Annotated in this window: 20 protein-coding genes; 16 read left to right on the forward strand and 4 right to left on the reverse strand. The window is 32.7% G+C overall.

What is annotated here, in order from left to right; all coding sequences use genetic code 11:
* Positions 1 to 20: 20 nt before the first annotated feature.
* From C5F47_RS04875 to C5F47_RS04885, 3 genes are all read left to right on the forward strand, one after another.
* A complete protein-coding gene (locus C5F47_RS04875) occupies positions 21 to 728 on the forward strand; it encodes a hypothetical protein (RefSeq protein WP_179359997.1) in 708 nt (235 codons plus the stop codon).
* Positions 729 to 770: 42 nt separating this feature from the next.
* Entirely contained in the window at positions 771 to 1,475 is a 705-nt protein-coding gene (locus tag C5F47_RS04880) for a DsbA family protein (protein ID WP_179359998.1), read from the forward strand.
* A gap of 111 nt (positions 1,476 to 1,586) precedes the next feature.
* Complete coding sequence (locus C5F47_RS04885) at positions 1,587 to 2,981, forward strand: hydroxymethylglutaryl-CoA synthase family protein (RefSeq protein WP_179359999.1); 1,395 nt, start codon at positions 1,587 to 1,589, stop codon at positions 2,979 to 2,981.
* Positions 2,982 to 2,997: 16 nt separating this feature from the next.
* On the opposite strand, the gene C5F47_RS04890 is transcribed toward C5F47_RS04885, so the two are convergent.
* Positions 2,998 to 3,468 carry a hypothetical protein gene (locus tag C5F47_RS04890; protein ID WP_179360000.1) on the reverse strand — a complete coding sequence of 157 codons (471 nt, stop codon included), beginning with the start codon at positions 3,466 to 3,468 and terminating at the stop codon, positions 2,998 to 3,000.
* A gap of 76 nt (positions 3,469 to 3,544) precedes the next feature.
* On the opposite strand from C5F47_RS04890, the gene C5F47_RS04895 reads away from it, so the two are divergent.
* The gene (locus C5F47_RS04895; protein WP_179360001.1) at positions 3,545 to 4,093 is read left to right on the forward strand and encodes a hypothetical protein; all 549 of its coding nucleotides are present in this window, start codon (positions 3,545 to 3,547) and stop codon (positions 4,091 to 4,093) included.
* Here C5F47_RS04895 and bioD read toward each other — a convergent pair whose 3' ends face one another.
* Positions 4,094 to 4,777 (reverse strand): dethiobiotin synthase, encoded by a 684-nt coding sequence (gene bioD, locus C5F47_RS04900; RefSeq protein ID WP_179360002.1) that lies wholly within the window; start codon positions 4,775 to 4,777, stop codon positions 4,094 to 4,096.
* 72 nt (positions 4,778 to 4,849) lie between these two features.
* Between bioD and bioA the strand changes: the two genes are divergently transcribed.
* From bioA to C5F47_RS04940, 8 genes are all read left to right on the forward strand, one after another.
* On the forward strand, positions 4,850 to 6,166 hold the full coding sequence (bioA, locus tag C5F47_RS04905) for an adenosylmethionine--8-amino-7-oxononanoate transaminase (RefSeq protein ID WP_179360003.1): 1,317 nt from the start codon (positions 4,850 to 4,852) through the stop codon (positions 6,164 to 6,166).
* 73 nt (positions 6,167 to 6,239) lie between these two features.
* Positions 6,240 to 7,217, forward strand: coding sequence for a biotin synthase BioB (gene bioB, locus C5F47_RS04910; protein ID WP_179360004.1), 978 nt, complete (start codon positions 6,240 to 6,242; stop codon positions 7,215 to 7,217).
* Positions 7,201 to 8,334, forward strand: a complete 1,134-nt coding sequence (locus tag C5F47_RS04915; RefSeq protein ID WP_246271030.1) for an aminotransferase class I/II-fold pyridoxal phosphate-dependent enzyme — start codon at positions 7,201 to 7,203, stop codon at positions 8,332 to 8,334. Before bioB ends, C5F47_RS04915 begins: the two co-directional genes overlap by 17 nt.
* A 198-nt stretch (positions 8,335 to 8,532) precedes the next feature.
* Entirely contained in the window at positions 8,533 to 9,264 is a 732-nt protein-coding gene (locus tag C5F47_RS04920; RefSeq protein WP_179360005.1) for a cytochrome c biogenesis CcdA family protein, read from the forward strand.
* A 4-nt stretch (positions 9,265 to 9,268) separates the two neighbouring features.
* A complete protein-coding gene (locus C5F47_RS04925) occupies positions 9,269 to 10,378 on the forward strand; it encodes a redoxin family protein (protein ID WP_179360006.1) in 1,110 nt (369 codons plus the stop codon).
* Between the two features lie 90 nt (positions 10,379 to 10,468).
* Positions 10,469 to 11,119, forward strand: a complete 651-nt coding sequence (locus C5F47_RS04930; RefSeq protein WP_179360007.1) for a Snf7 family protein — start codon at positions 10,469 to 10,471, stop codon at positions 11,117 to 11,119.
* A 107-nt stretch (positions 11,120 to 11,226) separates the two neighbouring features.
* Complete coding sequence (locus C5F47_RS04935) at positions 11,227 to 12,189, forward strand: hypothetical protein (protein ID WP_179360008.1); 963 nt, start codon at positions 11,227 to 11,229, stop codon at positions 12,187 to 12,189.
* A 65-nt stretch (positions 12,190 to 12,254) separates the two neighbouring features.
* Complete coding sequence (locus tag C5F47_RS04940; RefSeq protein ID WP_179360009.1) at positions 12,255 to 12,620, forward strand: hypothetical protein; 366 nt, start codon at positions 12,255 to 12,257, stop codon at positions 12,618 to 12,620.
* Here C5F47_RS04940 and C5F47_RS04945 read toward each other — a convergent pair.
* Positions 12,612 to 12,953 (reverse strand): hypothetical protein, encoded by a 342-nt coding sequence (locus tag C5F47_RS04945; RefSeq protein ID WP_179360010.1) that lies wholly within the window; start codon positions 12,951 to 12,953, stop codon positions 12,612 to 12,614. The genes C5F47_RS04940 and C5F47_RS04945 overlap by 9 nt on opposite strands.
* A 120-nt stretch (positions 12,954 to 13,073) precedes the next feature.
* On the opposite strand from C5F47_RS04945, the gene C5F47_RS04950 reads away from it, so the two are divergent.
* The gene (locus tag C5F47_RS04950; protein WP_179360011.1) at positions 13,074 to 14,330 is read left to right on the forward strand and encodes a PQQ-dependent sugar dehydrogenase; all 1,257 of its coding nucleotides are present in this window, start codon (positions 13,074 to 13,076) and stop codon (positions 14,328 to 14,330) included.
* A gap of 178 nt (positions 14,331 to 14,508) precedes the next feature.
* On the opposite strand, the gene C5F47_RS04955 is transcribed toward C5F47_RS04950, so the two are convergent.
* Entirely contained in the window at positions 14,509 to 14,925 is a 417-nt protein-coding gene (locus C5F47_RS04955) for a DUF371 domain-containing protein (protein ID WP_179360012.1), read from the reverse strand.
* An 80-nt stretch (positions 14,926 to 15,005) separates the two neighbouring features.
* On the opposite strand from C5F47_RS04955, the gene C5F47_RS04960 reads away from it, so the two are divergent.
* The 3 genes from C5F47_RS04960 (at position 15,006) to C5F47_RS04970 (ending at position 18,412) form a co-directional block, all read left to right on the forward strand.
* Complete coding sequence (locus C5F47_RS04960) at positions 15,006 to 16,760, forward strand: DUF1214 domain-containing protein (RefSeq protein ID WP_179360013.1); 1,755 nt, start codon at positions 15,006 to 15,008, stop codon at positions 16,758 to 16,760.
* Between the two features lie 73 nt (positions 16,761 to 16,833).
* Positions 16,834 to 17,571, forward strand: coding sequence for an archaeal proteasome endopeptidase complex subunit alpha (gene psmA, locus C5F47_RS04965; protein ID WP_179360014.1), 738 nt, complete (start codon positions 16,834 to 16,836; stop codon positions 17,569 to 17,571).
* Positions 17,572 to 17,602: 31 nt separating this feature from the next.
* Positions 17,603 to 18,412, forward strand: a complete 810-nt coding sequence (locus C5F47_RS04970; protein WP_179360015.1) for a putative RNA uridine N3 methyltransferase — start codon at positions 17,603 to 17,605, stop codon at positions 18,410 to 18,412.
* Positions 18,413 to 18,482: the final 70 nt, after the last annotated feature.

Genomic DNA, 18,482 nt, shown 5'->3' on the forward strand with positions numbered 1-18,482 from the left:
GTATTCTTTAGACATACAAGATGAATTTTTTCAGTATTTGTGGAATATTTCTATTATTCGCAGTTGGTCTTGGAATAAATTCAACATATGCGCAAATTGATCCTAATTCAGACATTGAATTTTTTCAAACTGGAGAAATACAAACAGTAGAAAATCAATTTCTAATCAGTAATGAATTTGAAATTAGAGAATTTTTTAATGGAAATATCTTACGTGTTTCAGGTCAAACCATAGAAGGATTTCCATACATCATATATTCAAAAGTTAATGATGATAAATTAGACGTATTTGGGAAAATTTTCATAAGTGGGAAATTTGTCAAATTGGTTTTTAACGAAATTAATAATAATCAAGAATCAGTACCAGAACAAAAACAAGACAATCTATCAATAATAGTGAAATATTCTCAAAGAGTTTATTCTAATCAAGATATTTTAATTCAGATTAAAACATTTGATTCAGAAATAAATACTAAAAATGATTTTACACAAAACTATGGTTTAATCCCAAATACAAACATACAAGTTGACATTATTGATGATGAAGGAATAACAATTTTTTCAGAGAAGGGCAAATCAAATGAAAATGGTTCATATGAAACACAGTTTAGAGTACCCGTAGATAAAATTAGTACCTACACTATGAAAATTGAATCAAGTAATGATAGTTCAAAATCATCAAAGATTTTACAGATTATTCATGCAGGGGCAGACCCCACAGATAAATAAAATTAACAAAGACTAAATGTACCAAAAGAATTTTTGTGTTCAATGATACATGGACCTTCACTTGCCATAGGAGCTATCATTTCAGCTATAGTAATTATAATTGCATTTATTGGGTTTGATGGAATGTCAAATCCTACAGAACTAAAAATTGAACCCACACCAACTGTCCAGCAAGTTGGTCCTGCAAAAATTACCATGAATACATTCTTGGCAAACGGTTCCCCAATTCTAGGAAATCCAACTGCCCCAGTTACATTAATTGAATTTGGTGACTATCAATGTCATTTTTGTAATGTTTTCTTTCATTCTACTGAAGATGACATCTTGAAGAATTATGTAGAAACTGGCAAAGTCAAGATGATCTTCAAAGATTACAACATTATTGGTCCAGATTCAGTTAATGCATCTCATGGAGCCCACTGTGCTAGTGATCAAGGACTATTTTGGGAATACCATGACATTTTGTATTCAAACTGGACTGGAGAAAATAATGGATGGGCATCATCAGAAAATCTAGGCAAATTTGCACAAGAAATTGGATTAGACATGGATATTTGGTCAGAATGCATGTTGAAAGGAAAACATTCTCAAACAATACTTGGAAGCAATGAGGATGCAAAAAGTTTGGAATTAACTGGAACCCCAGCATTTTTTGTCATAGGTCCTGATGGAAAAACAACCCGTCTCTTTGGAGCACAACCATATGAGACATTTGAAAAAGTTTTTGAAAATGAATTGCAAAAATAGGGATTTGCGATCAGATTATGAATAGATTGTCAAAAAAAGTACTAAAATTTCCTTCCTAGTTACTTAGAATTTACCCAATATCCTTATTAATGAAATTTCGTGAGCTAGCTTATGACAGCTGGAATAGACGACATTGCAATATACATTCCCAAATTGTATCTCGATGCAGCTGATTTTGCAGATAATAGAGGATTAGACCCAGTAAAATTACAAAAAGGTTTAGGAGTTTCACAGATGGCAATAGTTGATGCCAATCAAGACCCAGCATGTCTTGCAGCTAATGCATGTTTACGAATCATGCAAAAAAATAAACTTTCACCTGATGATATAGGCAGATTATACGTTTCAACTGAATCTGCATTTGATGAATCAAAAGCAATGAACTCGTATGTCATTGGAATGTTAGAACAAGTTTACGGTCAAGGTGCATTTGAGCACTGTGGAGGTGTTGAAACAAAATTTGCATGTGTGAGTGGCTCATATGCTCTTTATGACAATGCAAATTGGATTAGAGCAGATGAAGCAGATGGCAAGGCAGCACTTGTAGTAGTTTCAGATATTGCAAAGTACGATATGGGTTCTAGTGGTGAAATGACACAAGGTGCAGGAGCAGTTGTAATGCTTCTAAATGATAATCCAAGATTACTAGCATTTGATCCTAAAGTAACTTCAACATCAATTAAAGATGAATATGATTTCTATAGACCGTTTGGAAAAGAAACTCCAATTGTTCATGGTCAATATTCCAATTTACTTTACATGATTCAGGTAAGAAAAGCACTTGAAGCATACAAGAAAAAAGTTGTCTCATCAGGACTAATCAAAATGGAAGAAGGGGAAACAATTTTGGATCATATGGATTACATCAATATGCACTTACCATACAGCAACATGGGAAAGAAAGCCTTAGCATATCTAGTCAGACATGAATGGAGACAACTCCCAAGATGGAAGAAAATTTTGCAAGAGATTGGAATTGAAGAACCAATTCCAAAAGACCCACGAGGTACAATTGAGTCAGTGTTAGGAGATGAAGAGTTTATGGCAAAAGATCATGAATTCACAAAATTGTTCACCAAAACACAAGCATATCAAGAAGTATACGAATCAAAACTATCAAGCTCACTTATTGCATCAAGTATGATTGGTAATTTGTATACGGCATCACTTTACTTGGGATTCAGAAGTAGTTTAGAATTTGAATATCAAAAAGGAATTGATTTGGAAGGAAAGAGAGTAGGGTTTGGTTCCTATGGTAGTGGAAGTAGTGCAATGGTGTTTAGTGGAGTAGTACAATCAACCTACAAAGAAATGGTAAAAAATATGAATTTGGAAGCAGAAATTGGAGATAGACGAAGACTGACTTGGGATGAATATGAGGAATTACACGAAAATAAACTAACTCCTGAAGAATCAATGATGCAATCAAAGAAAGAATTTGTCTTGGTACATGTAGATACTGAAAAGGAATCTAGAGGAGAAAGACGCTACATCTTTAACGAATAATACGAATTAATTAAAATTATAATAAAGAATTTTTTGGAAATTTACTTTTAAATTCATTCACTTTTTCTAGAATTTTTTCCTGGGTATTTTTGGTAAGGCGAAATTGTTTATGTCGAATTTTTATCACATGATTCTCTTTTAATGCGTTAAAAAAATCGCTTGCTGGAACTATTCCAAAATGTGAAAATTCGAATTGATCTATATCTTTTTCAATAGCAAATTCAAAAAACAAGATAAATAATTCATCATAAGGGTAGATATGCGCATAAACATTGCTAAATGATGATTTTTCAATTGCGTTAAAAACTTCAGTTTTTAATTCAGTAATTTCAATACTTGCAGAATCAATCGAGTACAAAGATAACGTTTCAGGATGAATCTTTATGCCTTCATGAAATTCCCAAGGAATTTTTTCCAAATCTTGTTCTTCAGGATGGATAATTGAATCATCTTCAGTTAATTCAATCAAATCTCCATAAATTGTCATTAATTAGAAAAATGTAATGCGCTTTTTAAAATCATCTAACAAGGGTTAATTAAATGAAAATTCAGATTCAAACAACATGGATGAAGAGTCAAATCCAATCAAAGATTACTTGTTTGAGTATATTGAAAATTCAAAAATTATTCCTAAACTGATATCTGAAAAGAAATTTGATATGATTATAGAAAACATAACAAAAAACTGCTATGACAAAATCCTAACAATGGGAGAAAAAGATGAATCAGTAGGAGTATTAGCTACAGGATTACTACATTATTTGCTCACAAATAGTCTAATTACAAGTCAAAGAAAAGTGGACTATAACGGGAATGAATTAGACATAGTAATCCCAGATATCAAAACACTTGAAAAAGATCATAAAAAGACTCTATTAATTTGCATAACAAAATCATCCGACATTGTGATTATTAAAGAAAAAATTGCACAGTTAGAAAAAATTCAACCAGAAAAAGAGAACATATGGTTAGTATTATCAGAAAATATTCAGACAAACAAAAAAACATTCGTATTATCTAAAGATAATAATTCATTTTCAAGGATAATTTTTGAAATTGCACAGTTTAGCAATGTTGGTGGCGCAAACAAGTTTAAAATTTTAAGAATATAATCATTTTAATAACAATTTTAAATTTATGTTCTTTTTGAAAATTCTATTCAAAGATTCATCACTCATGTCTTTGATGAACGGAATAGAGCCTAAAACAGGAACGCCAGTAAGATTTTGCAAATCTTTTGTCAGGTCTTTTACAGGATAGCCCTTGTCAAAATCATTGATAATAATTCCCTTAACAGGAATTTTATATTTTTCACACATCTTTATTGTCATTATTGTGTGGTTCACTGTTCCCACTTTGCTCCTAGTTACAATCACTGTAGGAATTTTCATTTCTTTAATCAAATTTGTAATAAAATAGTCTTTGAGTATCGGAGTCATAATTCCACCCATCCCCTCCACTAGAATCATCTCATGAAGTTTTGTTAATTTTTTAAAACTAGATAATACAATAGGAATTCTTGGTTTTATTTTCAATTTCTTCCATGCAGTATATGGGGATGCAGGAATAGGAAAGAATTGTGGATTTACTAAATTTTCAGGATCACATGCATGTGCAGCACGAGATAAAATTTCAACATCTTCTGATTTGTAACCTTTTTTTTGAGCAGAACCTGCTGCAAAGGGTTTCATTACACCAATATCTACGCCCATTTTTCGAAGTACAACTGCAAGTCCTGCAGTGATGTATGTTTTTCCCACATCAGTATCAGTTCCTGCAATAAAGAGAGATTTCAACAAAAATATTCAGACTAATTCATTGATTAACTCATCGGTTAATTATTAAGATCTTAAACCATACAAAATCCGTTGAAAAGTTCTGTTTGGCATCCAAACACCCAGATGAAAGAATGGGATTCTTTTGATAATATTGTAAAAGCCAAAGGTGTATGGTTAGAAGATTCTAAAGGCAATAAGATAATGGATGCTGTTGCATCAATGTGGTGTAACGTATGGGGACATTCAAATCCACAACTAATCAAAGCAATTAATCAACAAAGCAAGAAACTGCAGCATTCCTCACAGTTTAATTTAACAACAGATCCAGTAGAAAAACTTGCAGACAGCCTTGTAAAAATATCACCTAGAATGCACAAGGTGTTTTATTCAGATAATGGTTCATCTGCAATGGAAATTGCAATCAAAATAGCACTACAGTATTGGAAAAATATGGGCAACAAAAAGAAAACTGAAATTGCCACGATTGAAAATGGGTACCACGGAGATACATTTGGGGCAATGTCTGTAGGATATGTACCTGAATTTTTTGGCAAATTTAAAAAACAATTATTTTCAACAATTCAATTTCCAGTACCAAACAAATACAGAATGCCAAAGGGAATAACATTGGAAGACTATCAAAACCAATGCTTAGATAAAATTGAAAAAAGATTTTCTAAAAAAGATAACATTGCAGCGTTTGTAATGGAAAGTGGTGCACAGGTTGCAGGAGGAGTCATAATTTATCCCAAAGGATTTCAAAAGAAGATTAGTCAATTATGTAAAAAATATGATATATTGTTTGTTTTAGATGAAATTGCAACAGGTTTTGGTAGACTGGGATCAATGACACAGTATGAAGAACAAAAAAGTATTCCAGATATTGTTGCCTATGGAAAAATGTTAACCGGGGGATATCTAACTATGGCTGCCACTCTAACAAATAAGAAAATTTATGATTCATTCTTGGGGGAATTTAATGATTGGAGACATCTATTCCATGGACATACATATACTGGAAATCCAATTGCAGCAGCTGTTGCAAATGAAAATATTCTAATGTATAAAAAAAATAATTTAATTAAAAAAATTCAAAAAACATCTAAAATATTTGAAAAATTCTATGATGAAATTTCAGAGATAGACATTGTTGGCGATATTAGACACAAAGGAATGCTTATGGGGATTGAGCTAGTCAAGGATAAATCAAAGAAAACTCCAATATCACCAAAAAAATCCATAAACAAAATTTTCTTTGAGGTAGGAAAAAAGAATGGAATCTATCTTCGAACTCTGGGAAACATAGTCATGCTTGTTCCACCTTTAGCAATATCAGAATCAGAACTGGATTTACTCCTAAAAAGAACAATATCCACAATCAAATCTGCAAAATCAAGTGTGATTTGACTGTTAACCCCCCATATCAAATAGGGTTAACCTTTCCATTATTTTTATAAATGGAATAATGGTGAACAAAATAATGAATACTCTAGAATTTATCAAAGAGTGTCAAGAGAAGGTATTTTCAGGAAATCATATATCAGTAGATGATGCAAAAAAATTACTAGACGTTCCTGAAGAATATCTAAAAGATTTAGCAAGATGTGCAAATGAAATTACCCGAGATTTCAATGGTGACAAAGTAGATGTTGAACAATTAAACAATATTAAAAAAAATGCATGTAGTGAAGACTGTACATTTTGTGGACAATCTGCATTTTTTGATACAGGAATAGAATCTTATCAATTGCCAGAGCCAGAAGATGTCGTTATCAAAGCACAAAAAGCAAAAGAAGAAGGTGCAGAATCATACTGCCTTGTTGCCGCATGGAGAGAGCCATCAACAAAAGATTTTCAAAAAGTGTGTAAAATTATTACTGAAATTAATGAAAAAGTAGGAATCAGTGTAGAATGTAGTTTAGGTTTTCTCACAATAGAACAAGCAAAAAAACTAAAAGAACTTAAAGTAAAAAGATATAATCATAATTTAGAAACTGCAAAATCAAAATTCTCAGAAATATGTACAACTCACACATATGAAGACCGTTTGAAAACTCTTGGAATTGCAAGAGATGCTGGACTGGAATTATGCACAGGTGGAATCATAGGTCTTGGAGAAACAAGAGAGCAGAGATTAGAGTTGACATTAGAATTAGCTAGACTTTATCCAGAAGAAGTAACAATTAACATTCTAGTACCAGTTCCAGGAACACCATTAGAATTACAAACAGATTTACCAAATTCTGAAATTGTTAGAATGTTTTCTGTGATCAGATTCCTGTTACCTGAATCAGTTATCAAAATTTCAGGAGGTCGTGAAACTAATCTAGATGATTCTGGTGAAGAGTTGCTTCAAAGTGGGGCAAATGGAATTATCACAGCAGGGTATCTCACAATGGGTGGGAATGAGGCTGAAAAAGACCGTAAACTAATAGAGAAAATTGGCCTTAAAGCATAAACTAAATTTTGTAGATAAAGAATTAGAAATTTTAAAGAAAAACAACCTCTATAGAAAATTACGATATGGTACTAGTCAAGGCTCTGTAATTACAATAAATAATAAAAAATTGATCAATTTGTGCTCCAATGATTATTTAGGAATACCAACGACAAAAATCCAAATCAAACAATTGCAATCAAGTTCAAGATTAGTCTCAGGTAATGATGAGTCTTATTGGAAATTAGAAGAAGCACTTGCAAAACACAAATCGCATCAAAGTGGTTTAATTTATCCAACTGGATATATGGCAAACTTGGGAGCAATTTCAGCAATTGCAAAAAAAGGGGATCTGATTCTTAGTGACGAACTAAACCATGCAAGTATTATCGAAGCTTGTAAATTGACAGATGCAAAAATTTCCATCTACAATCACAACGACATGGATGATTTGAATAAAAAATTAAAACAAAAAGGAAAAAACAAGTTTGTAATTACTGAAGGTGTTTTTAGTATGGATGGCGATATTTCAGCATTAAAACAAATTACAGAAATAGCAGAAAAAACAAAAGCAATAACAATTGTTGATGATGCACATGGAGATTTTGTTTTAGGGAAAGATGGGAAAGGAACTCCAAATCATTTCAATGTTTCTAAAAAAATAGATTTGTACATAAGCAGTCTAAGTAAAGGGCTAGGATCATTTGGAGGGTATCTTACATCACATAACAACATTGTCGATTTGTGTATAAACAAATCAAAATCGTTTATCTATACTTCGGCATTGCCATCCTTTTTGGTAGAATACTCTTACAAAAGATTCCAATCAAATAGAGAAAGACAAAAGAAAAAGCTGGAAAAAAATACCAAGCATCTAGTGAAAGGACTAAAACAACTAGGATATGAAATAAAATCTCCAACTCAAATTATTCCAATAATAATAGGAGATGAAAAGAAAGCATTAGAATTTGGGAAATATTTGTACGATAATGGAGTATTTGCACAACCAATCAGATATCCAACTGTGCCCAAAAATCAAGCAAGATTAAGAATTTCAGTTACTGCGTGGCTTTCAGGAACAGATATTGAAAAAGCATTAGGCATTTTTGAAAAAGCACATAAAAAATTCTACGATTAGCGTAGTCCATCAAAGCCACCAATTGCAGGTGAGCCTATAATTACTGCAACGGTAACGACAATTCCCAAAGCAATTCCTACAATGATGAATCGTTTATTCATATCAAAATTATTAATTGCCCAGTTAAAAAGGGATTGAAAATTAGATTTGGGCAAGATATGGAAGAACGCTTTAAAGGAAAAATTACAAAATGCAACTATGGCAGACCCTACAATCCTTGTTGCACTAGTGGCAGGTCTTAGCTCATTTATTGCTCCATGTATTCTACCTATGATTCCAGCTTTTCTTGCATACATTTCAGGAACCACTGTAACTGAATTGGGTTCCAAAAATGGAACAGTTCTATCAATTAAAAGAATCAATATTATACTAAACACAATATTTTTTGTTTTAGGATTTTCCGTAGTATTTTCTACATTAGGGGTTTTGATCAACAGTGTTTTGTCAAGTACTGCTAATGAATTTACTGAAAGTCTCAATATGGTAGCAGGGATCATTATTGTTGGATTTGGAATCTTTTTGCTACTATCTACAAAAATTCGTTCATTAAATGTAGAGAAAAAATTCTTTCCTCAAAATTCAAAGTCCAGCTATCCAATGTCATTTGTATTTGGTTTAGCATTTGCAGTAGGATGGACACCATGTGTAGGGCCAATACTTGGAACAATTCTCACGCTAGCTGCAACGACACCATCTATTTCATTTACTTTGTTACTTGCATATTCATTGGGTTTGGGAATTCCATTTATTTTGATGGGAATCTTTTTTTCAAGGGCAACAAAATTAATTCGCTCAATGTCAAAACATCTAAAATATTACAACATCATCTTGGGAGCATTCATCATAATCTTAGGAGTTTTAGTATTTACAAATCAACTTGCTTATATTGCAAACTTTCCACTTCTTAATGAGCTGGTACTTTTAGGGTGATTAAATGAATTCAGAAATTAAAACAGGATTAATTTTAGGAGTCATAATTGCTGCAGGTTTAGGCATATTAGGCATGATTTTCACTACATTAGACCAAGATGTACAATCAACTACCACATTTACTGAAATGAATTCACTTTCACCAATTGATAAATCAGGATTTAAAAAAGCTCCTAAACTTGTCGGGATTGCAAATTATCTAAACACCACACCTGAAGAATTAGCCAAAGAGATAGAAGGTAAAGTTGTACTGTATGACATTTGGACATATAGTTGCATCAATTGTATTCGAACATTACCATACATTACTGCATGGGATGACAAATATTCTGATCAAGGATTATTGATTGTCGGAGTTCATTCTCCAGAATTTGAATTTGAAAAAGATCCTGAAAATGTAAAGATGTCAATAGACAAACATGGAATAGACTATCCAGTTGTGATGGATAATGACATGGAGACTTGGAAAGCTTTTGAAAATAGATACTGGCCAAGGAAATACATTGCTGATCATGAAGGATTTCTAAGATATGATCACATTGGTGAAGGAGGATATCAAGAAACTGAAAAAGTTATTCAAAAATTATTAGAAGAGAGAGCTACATCATTAGGTTTGCAAATGTCATCCACATCATCACTTGTAGAAATTGAAGAATTCCAACATTCGTTATTTAGAACACCAGAATTATACTTTGGTTACAAATTTGCTCAAAATAGAAATCAATTAGGAAGCGATGAAGGGTTCCAACCAGGAAAAACTATTTCATATCTAGAGCCAGAAAAAGTGGATTTACATAAATTCTATCCAATTGGAACCTGGAAAAATTATGATGACAGTATGGAATTGATCTCAGAGACAGGAACAATCAAACTCCTTTACAATGCAAAGGAAGTAAATATTGTAACTGAAAATTCTGCAGAGTTAGAAATATTCATCGATGATGAACCGCTATCTGAGGAATATTCAGGAAAGGACATCAAAGATGGACAAGTTCTAAAAGTTTCAGAAGCAGGACTGTATAATATCATCAGTAGTGACACTAGTTCTTCCCATATTCTGGAAATCAAGGTAAAGGGCAAGGGTTTCCAAATTTTTACATTTACCTTTGGTTAGTGTACCTACTGTATGTGTAACTCCAGTGACACTACCTGGGGTGACAAATCTGTTTAAAACAAAAAATTCAAGGTTATTCAGGATAAAGGCATGATCAGTAACTCTTGGAATAAAACAGAAGGAGAAAGCATCTCTCAAAAGGTTATTGGCAAAGTAAAGCCCGATGAACCACTAAAGAACAAGATTGATTTTGCACAAAAGAAATTACAATTTCAAATTTCCAAATTAGAAGGAATTAATGAGAAATTACAGAAAAAACATGATGTAATTTTTGAAAAAATAGTAAACGCTCAAAGAAACAACAAAACAGGCTATGCACAAGCATATGCTGGAGAATTAACTCAAGTTAGAAAAATGAAAAACATGGTAAGTGGAGCAAAACTATCCATGGAACAAGTAAAACTAAGATTAGATACCGTTTCAGAATTAGGAGATGTTGTTGTAACACTAAGTCCATGTATGGCAATTATCAAAGGTCTCAGCCCATCACTTAGTGGAATTATGCCAGAAGCAAATGCTTCAATGCAAGACTTGTCACAAATTCTAGGCGATGTTATGTCTGGTTCATCAGTAGGCATAGGAGATAGCATGAGTACCGTTCCAGAAGCAAATGCAGATACATTAGCAATTCTAGAAGAGGCACACAGTGTAATTGCTGGACAAACAAAATCATCCATACCAGATGTTCCAGAATCTCTCAAACAACAAATTGTAGAGAAAAAAACAGACATCTTCATCTAGAAACAAATTAAAAAATTAGTAGACATCGTTCTCAATCTATAGAACAAGAATTTGTAGGAATGATTAACGTAAGAAACATTTTAAACAAGATGTAAAAATTTCATGGTATGAACAAAATCGCATTAGGGATTTTATCCATAATTGTTCTAGGAAGTTCACCATTAGCTTTTGCAGACTCTGATTTTGATGCAAAATTAGAATTTGCAGGAACTCTTGAAGAAACCCTTGGGCACTTTTGGGCATTAGAAATGAATCTGGATGAAAGTAACACAGAACTAGCAATAGTTCATGCAACACATCCAATTTCAGAATTGTATGATACGATGAGTACACACTTGGATGCAAATCCTGAATTTAATGAAGAACTAGAGATGACATTGTTAGAGTTGAAGGATAATGCAAGTACCAGTGTTACTAGAAATGACGCACAAGCTGCAGTTGAAGATGCTAAAGCAATCATTCAAGAAGCAAGAGAAATTGTGATTGGAGAAGAACTCAGTGAAGATTCAGCATTCAAAGCACAACTAATCAACGGTTTACTTGAAACATCTAAAGTTGAATACATGGAAGCAATTGAAGATGGAAACATTGTTGAAATGGCAGAATTTCAAGACGGTTCTGCATTTATTTGGAGATCACAGCAGATCTTTGAAGAAATAAGATCAGACGTTGCAAATTCTGGCAAAGTCAATGACACGTATGTACAAATTTGGGAAGCTTATGAACAAAGACATTCTCCTGAACAAGTTACATTACTTGTTGACGAATTAATCGCAGAATTTGAAATTGTTAGTGGAATAGAATCTGAAGAATCTTCTCATATGGAAGAAGTTTTCGGGACTGATGATGTACCATTACAATTAGAAGAAACAATTCATATGGATTCAGAAATATCTGATGAAAAAGATGTTGCAAGTTTACCACCTCTAAAACAAATCAAAGAAGGTGTTGAACCAGAAAATATTCAATGTAAAGAATCATTTGAATTAATTTTCAAACCATCAGGTGGACCAGCATGTGTTAATACAACTAGTGTTCAAAAATTAGTTAGTTGGGGATGGACCCAATAACCTATTTTTATTTTTAAGAAGTAATCTTTAGCAATACTAAATAGCAATCATAATTTCATAATTTCATGCCTGCAAAAGGCCCTGTAAGTATAACATGGCAAACAATTTTTTGTTTTATTCCCATAATGGATATTGTTGCATCATATCGTATCAAAAAAATGCGATGGTATCTTCTAATCTTTACTATATTTGGAGCAATATCTATGTTAATCCAATCAATTGTTTATCCACTTGATGAGACATCAATATACAATGAAAGAATATACTCGGAGATCAATGGTGTTGATTGGAATTATGCAATCTTAGGAAGTAACCCAGATTTAGGAATATTGAATATAATCATTCATCATGCGATTGCATATGTAATTGCAGTTTATTTGATTAGAAGATGGTCAAAAAGATGGAATCAAAATTTTAGTCAATCACTTTGATTTCTTTTTACTTTTCTGAATCAGGATTTTCTTTATTCTAGATATGGTAGGATAGCTATATCCACGTCTACGATAATTTGCAATCATCATCTTCCAATTTTTCAATCTCCATTGTGCTTGTTCAGTTGTAACAGAGTGTACTTCTTTCTGAATAATGCTTTTTCTTCCAACTTTAAGAGTTCCAGCATCTTTGGCAGACCACCTATTTTTTGCAAATTTTAGACCCGTAAGAATTTCAGTTACAGGCATTTCTTTAAAATAATCTTTGAGTTTCTTCAACTCAACATCAGTAGGTTTTTTAGAAATTGGTAATTCAATGGTGGGTTTTACCATGATAATTGAGTTGTATCATGCCTTAAGAGAAACTTGCTAAAGTAGAATTAACAAAACATGATCATTTTTGATAATGATTATCTAACAAACATTTAATGTGAAATAATAGTAATTAGATTAATGAAAAAACTCGTATTGAGTTTAGTGTTATTATCACTAATTCCTGTTGCATTTGCACAAGAATATCCAGAACTTCAAGTAAAAGTAGAAGTCATAGCAGACAATCTAATCATTCCATGGAGCATAGACTGGTTACCTGATGGAACTATTCTGTTTACAGAAAGAAATGGCAATCTAAGAGTTATTCAGCATGGAATATTGTTGCAAGAGCCACTTCTGTCATTAAGTGTTGGAGGTGTTGAGGGAGGAATGCTAGGAGTAACAGTGGATCCAAATTATTCAGAAAATAATTACATCTACTTGTATTATACTTACAATGAACTTTTAACAACAAAGAACAAACTAGTTCGTTATCAATTTTCTGATGGGATATTAAATGAAGATAGGATATTGATTGATGGTATTCCAGGAGGGCCATTTCATGATGGAGGAAGAATACAATTTGGTCCGGATGGAAAACTGTACGTTACAACAGGAGAAGCAGGACTACCTGATTTGTCACAAGATTTGAATTCATTAGGAGGAAAAATTCTAAGAATTAATTCAGACGGTACAATTCCAAATGATAATCCATGGAAAAACTCTCCTGTTTATTCAATAGGACATAGAAACCCTCAAGGAATTGATTGGGATGAATCAGGAAATTTGTTTGCAACAGAACATGGACCATCAGGTTGGAGAGGGGTAGCTCATGATGAAATTAATAAAATAGTTGCAGGTGCAAATTATGGTTGGCCAGATGTTATTGGTGATGAGAAAAAAGAAGAATTAGTAAATCCGATTTTACATTCTGGAAAAGATACATGGGCACCATCAGGAGCTGAATTCTATGATAGTGATAAAATTCCACAGTGGAAAGGAAAATATTTTGTTGCAACATTACGTGGTAGTCATTTACATATGATTGAATTTGATTCTGAAAAGAATTCAGTAAACTCACATGAAAAATTATTCCAAGATGAATTTGGAAGATTAAGGGATGTACAAACAGGCCCTGATGGATTTTTGTATATTCTAACTAGCAATCAAGATGGCCGAGGTACACCAAAAACAAATGACGATAAAATCTTACGAATTGTTCCAATAGATTACAAATCACCACTCAAAGACCATACACTCAATGATCCAAACCCAATTGACTTTAGAGAACCTAGAGGTTATGTTGGTGAATTTTATGCATTTGCAGGAGTGGGATTGGTTGGAATGATAATTGGTTTTATTATCATTAAAAAATTGAAGAACAAAGACAAGAAATAGAACTTTTGGAGAGAATTTTTAGCAGTTTATTGGAATGTTTGAATTTTTACAGATTGTCATGTACATTCCAAAGCCGATAACGATTGCAGCAAATGCTGCCAATGGTACTAAAAGAAAGAAATTAGTTTTACGACCCATATCTAAAGCCAATTAAATTACCTATAAAATTGTCACAGTATTACTCAACTGTAATTCTAAAGGTACCAATAGTTTTTGGATTTTGTAATTGTTTTACCATGTTTCTAGGTAACAAATCAGAAGCCTTGTCACATTTTACAGCCAATGTTCGAGGACAGATGAAATCACTTTTTCTAATCACTATGTCTTCAGTGTGAGATAAGATAAGATCAGGATGACCTTTACCTTCAATTTCAAAAGAATCATCGCCAACATTAATTGAGAAAATCACTTTTGAATTAGGATTTTTTAATTTGGTTTTTAGTTCTTCGGGCAAATCAGCACAGCTAGATTTTGCATTTACACCTACGATACAATCACCTTGGGGAGTTAAGTGAGATTCTTTGGTGATTTCAATAGTTTTTTGATGGTTAGAGCGAATATTTTCATGTCCAGAGAATTGGATTTCAAATTTCATAATCAAAAATTAATTTGACTTCAAATAAACTTACATTTGAAAAATAAATTATTTTAATAACAGTATTTTACACACAAATTGTGTATAGTAATACAATTTTCATTTTAATTCCATTAATTCTATCAATTGGAATTATTCCATTTGTTGATGCAGTAGAGAATCAAATTTGTGTTGATAAAGTTTGGATTGAAAATAACAAAGGAAAAATTGCTTGTGTAACACAAAATACAGCAGAGAAACTTGTCGAACGAGGATGGGGAATCATGTTAGACGAGTCTGAATCAAAAATGAAAGCATGTACAAAGGATTATCGACCAGTATGTGGTGTAGATGGGAAAACATATGGAAACATGTGCACATTGGAATCTTTTGAAATAGATTATGCATATGATGGAGAATGTTCTGAAATAGGAGTGGAAACCATTGAAACTAGAAGTGGAACGATAGTAATTGATCACGATTATCTTACACCAGATTCTTCAAAGATTCTTTCAGATGAACTCTTTTTCCAACGAGCAATTCAAGTTTACCATTTAGCACTTCCTGCAGTTAGTGGTGCAGGAATTTTTTATGATCTAGAAAAAGCAGGTGGAGAAGTAGGAGACATTCTATATTGGTCAGACTTTATGAATTCAGAAATTGATCTGTTAACAGGAAATACTTCTGTGCTTTACTTTATGTCACTACAAGATCTGTCTAATGGTCCAATAGTAGTTCATCTACCAGAAGGAAATCTGCAAGGACATGCAGATAACATATACCAACAAGTCATGACAGATTGGGGGATAGTAGGACCTAATGAGGGTCAAGAAGCATTGTTTTTGTTTTTGCCACCCAATTTTGATGAAGATATTCCAAACGAATTCAAAAATGAAGAAGAGAATAATTTCGTAATTCAGTCAGATACAATGCAGTTTATTGCAATGGGTAGAGCTTTTGTTAATGCACCCGATATGGATGCGGCTGAAGAACTGATCAAAAAAGTAAACATCTATCCTTTATCTGAAATCGATAATTCACCACAAGTAAAGTTTATTGATGTTGCAGGCAAATCATTAAAGTTATCATATCCAACAACGGATGGTTTTTGGGAATTCCTACATGAAGTATATTCAAAGGAAACTATAGTTAGACCAGATGATAAAAATCTCTTCGGATTAATGCATGCAATTGGAATAGTTCCAGGAGAGCCATTTCAACCAGATGAAGATTCTAAAAAATTACTAAACAAAGCTGCAGTTGTTGCAAATTTGATGGCAAGAAACATTGCATATGATTCCCCAGTGAAAGAACCGTTCCTATATTGGCCAGATAAAAATTGGGAATTAGCATTTCAAACTAAAAATCCAAAATATGAAGATGAAAGAGGGATAACACAAATTGAACCAAGAATGTCTTTCATGTATCAAGCAATAACAACAGCTGATGCAATGGTTCTTGAACTTGTAGGAAAGGGTTCAAAATATGTTGGAACTTATCGAGATTCTGAAGATAATTTCCTAATTGGTTCTAGTACATATCATTTGAACATACCAGCAAATGTTCCTGCAGAAAACTTTTGGTCCATAGTAGTTTATGATGCAGATACTCGTTCAATGATCAAAAATGATCTACAACCACTTCCTGCAATAAGATCACTTAATCCAGATTTAATGCAAAATGAAAATGGCTCTTATGATGTCTACTTTGGACCTGAAGCTCCTGAAGGTTTTGAAAATAATTGGGTAAAGACTAACGAAGGTGACGGATTCTTTGTCTACATGAGATTTTACTCTCCAACAGAAGCATACTATGACAAAAGCTGGCAATTACCAATGATTGAAAAAATAGAATAGGCTCCGATCAAAGTAACAATTACTCTCAATTGTGGGCATGGTTTAAATTGTATAATCAAAGCATTGCAATCAAATGCTTCCTGCACAACAAGGTTACGATAGAGCAATCACAGTATTCTCACCAGACGGTAGACTATACCAAGTTGAATATGCTATTGAAACTGTAAGAAGAGGTACTGTTGCTGTAGGTGTAAAATGCAAAGACGGAATTGTAATTGCCGTAGAAGAAAAACCAAGAAAATTACAAATTTCAGAAACTGCTCAAAAGATCTTCCAAATTGATGATCATGTAGGAGTAGCTGCTGCAGGATACATTCCAGATGCAAGAAGTCAAGTAGACAATGCAAGATTCTTTTCTCAAAGTAACAAAATGATTTATGATGAACCAGTTGAAGTTGAAACCATTGCTAAACATTTAGCAGATCAATGTCAACAATATACACAGTATGCAGGTGTAAGACCATACGGTGTTGCACTTATTCTCGGCGGAGTTGTAAATAACACACCACAATTGTATTTGACTGATCCTAGTGGAACATACATCTCTTATGATGCAATTGCAATAGGTTCTGGTTCTGATCAAGTTACAGACTTTTTAGAAAAAACATACAAAGAAGATTTATCACTTGATGATGCTGCAACATTAGCTGCTGCAGGAATTTATCTTTCAAGTGAAGATAAAGAAGGAACAAGTCACATCAGAATGGCTCACATCAAAAAAGAAAATGGATTGTATGAATTAGTTTCAGATGAGCAGATTACAAAATATGCAAATGCTGCTAAAGAAAAATACCCACACGAACAAAAATAGTTATTTTAAGAGCCTGCGAGATTAAATTACATTGAAATTATCTGTTGCAATTCCTGAATCTTCTTTATCAGATGAATCCCTCAAAATCGATAAAACTAGAAAAATATCTATTCTAGCAAGAGCTTGTGCAATTTTTAAAATTGACACAATCTATGTCTATCAAGAAGGTGGAAAGAAAACAGACCCAGGATTAATGATCATGATTCTAAAATATTTAGAAACGCCACAATTTTTGAGAAGAAGGCTATTCCCAAAAATGAATGATTTAAAATTTGCAGGAGTTTTGCAACCATTGAGAATTCCAAGTCACGTTACACCAGTAAATTCTAAAAAAATTAAAGCAGGAGACATTAGAGAGGGGATTGTAGTTAGTTCAAAAGGTAAAAAATTCGTCGATGTTGGAATTAATCAATTAATTCAATATTATGGAAGTGTGTCAACAGGGAAAAGAATAACGGTGCAATTTAAAGAAGGATATCCAAGATTGTCAATAAAAGAAATAGATAGAAAAGACATCAAATCATACTGGGGATATTCAGTCAAAGAAAGAGCAAACTTGTTTTCAATATTATCAGAATGGAAAGGAAATATAATTTTGACATCAAGAAAAGGTAAAACAGTTACAAATGAACAATTATCAAAATATGTAAAATCAGATGATCCCACACTAGTAGTATTTGGATCTCCTGAGAGAGGAATTCATGAAATTATTGGTGGGAGAATGAATAAAGTTCAAAATGCAAAATCACTAAACTTTTTCCCAAATCAAGCTACAGAGACTGTACGATTAGAAGAAGCACTTTTGGGTACTTTGGCAATAATTAATGCTCAAGATATTTGAAATGGCTGAAAAGAAAAATTTCTTAATCATGGCTATAGGATTCGGTGCACTAGGGATCATTATTGGAGGA

The organism is Nitrosopumilus cobalaminigenes (assembly GCF_013407145.1).
Classification (GTDB): domain Archaea; phylum Thermoproteota; class Nitrososphaeria; order Nitrososphaerales; family Nitrosopumilaceae; genus Nitrosopumilus; species Nitrosopumilus cobalaminigenes.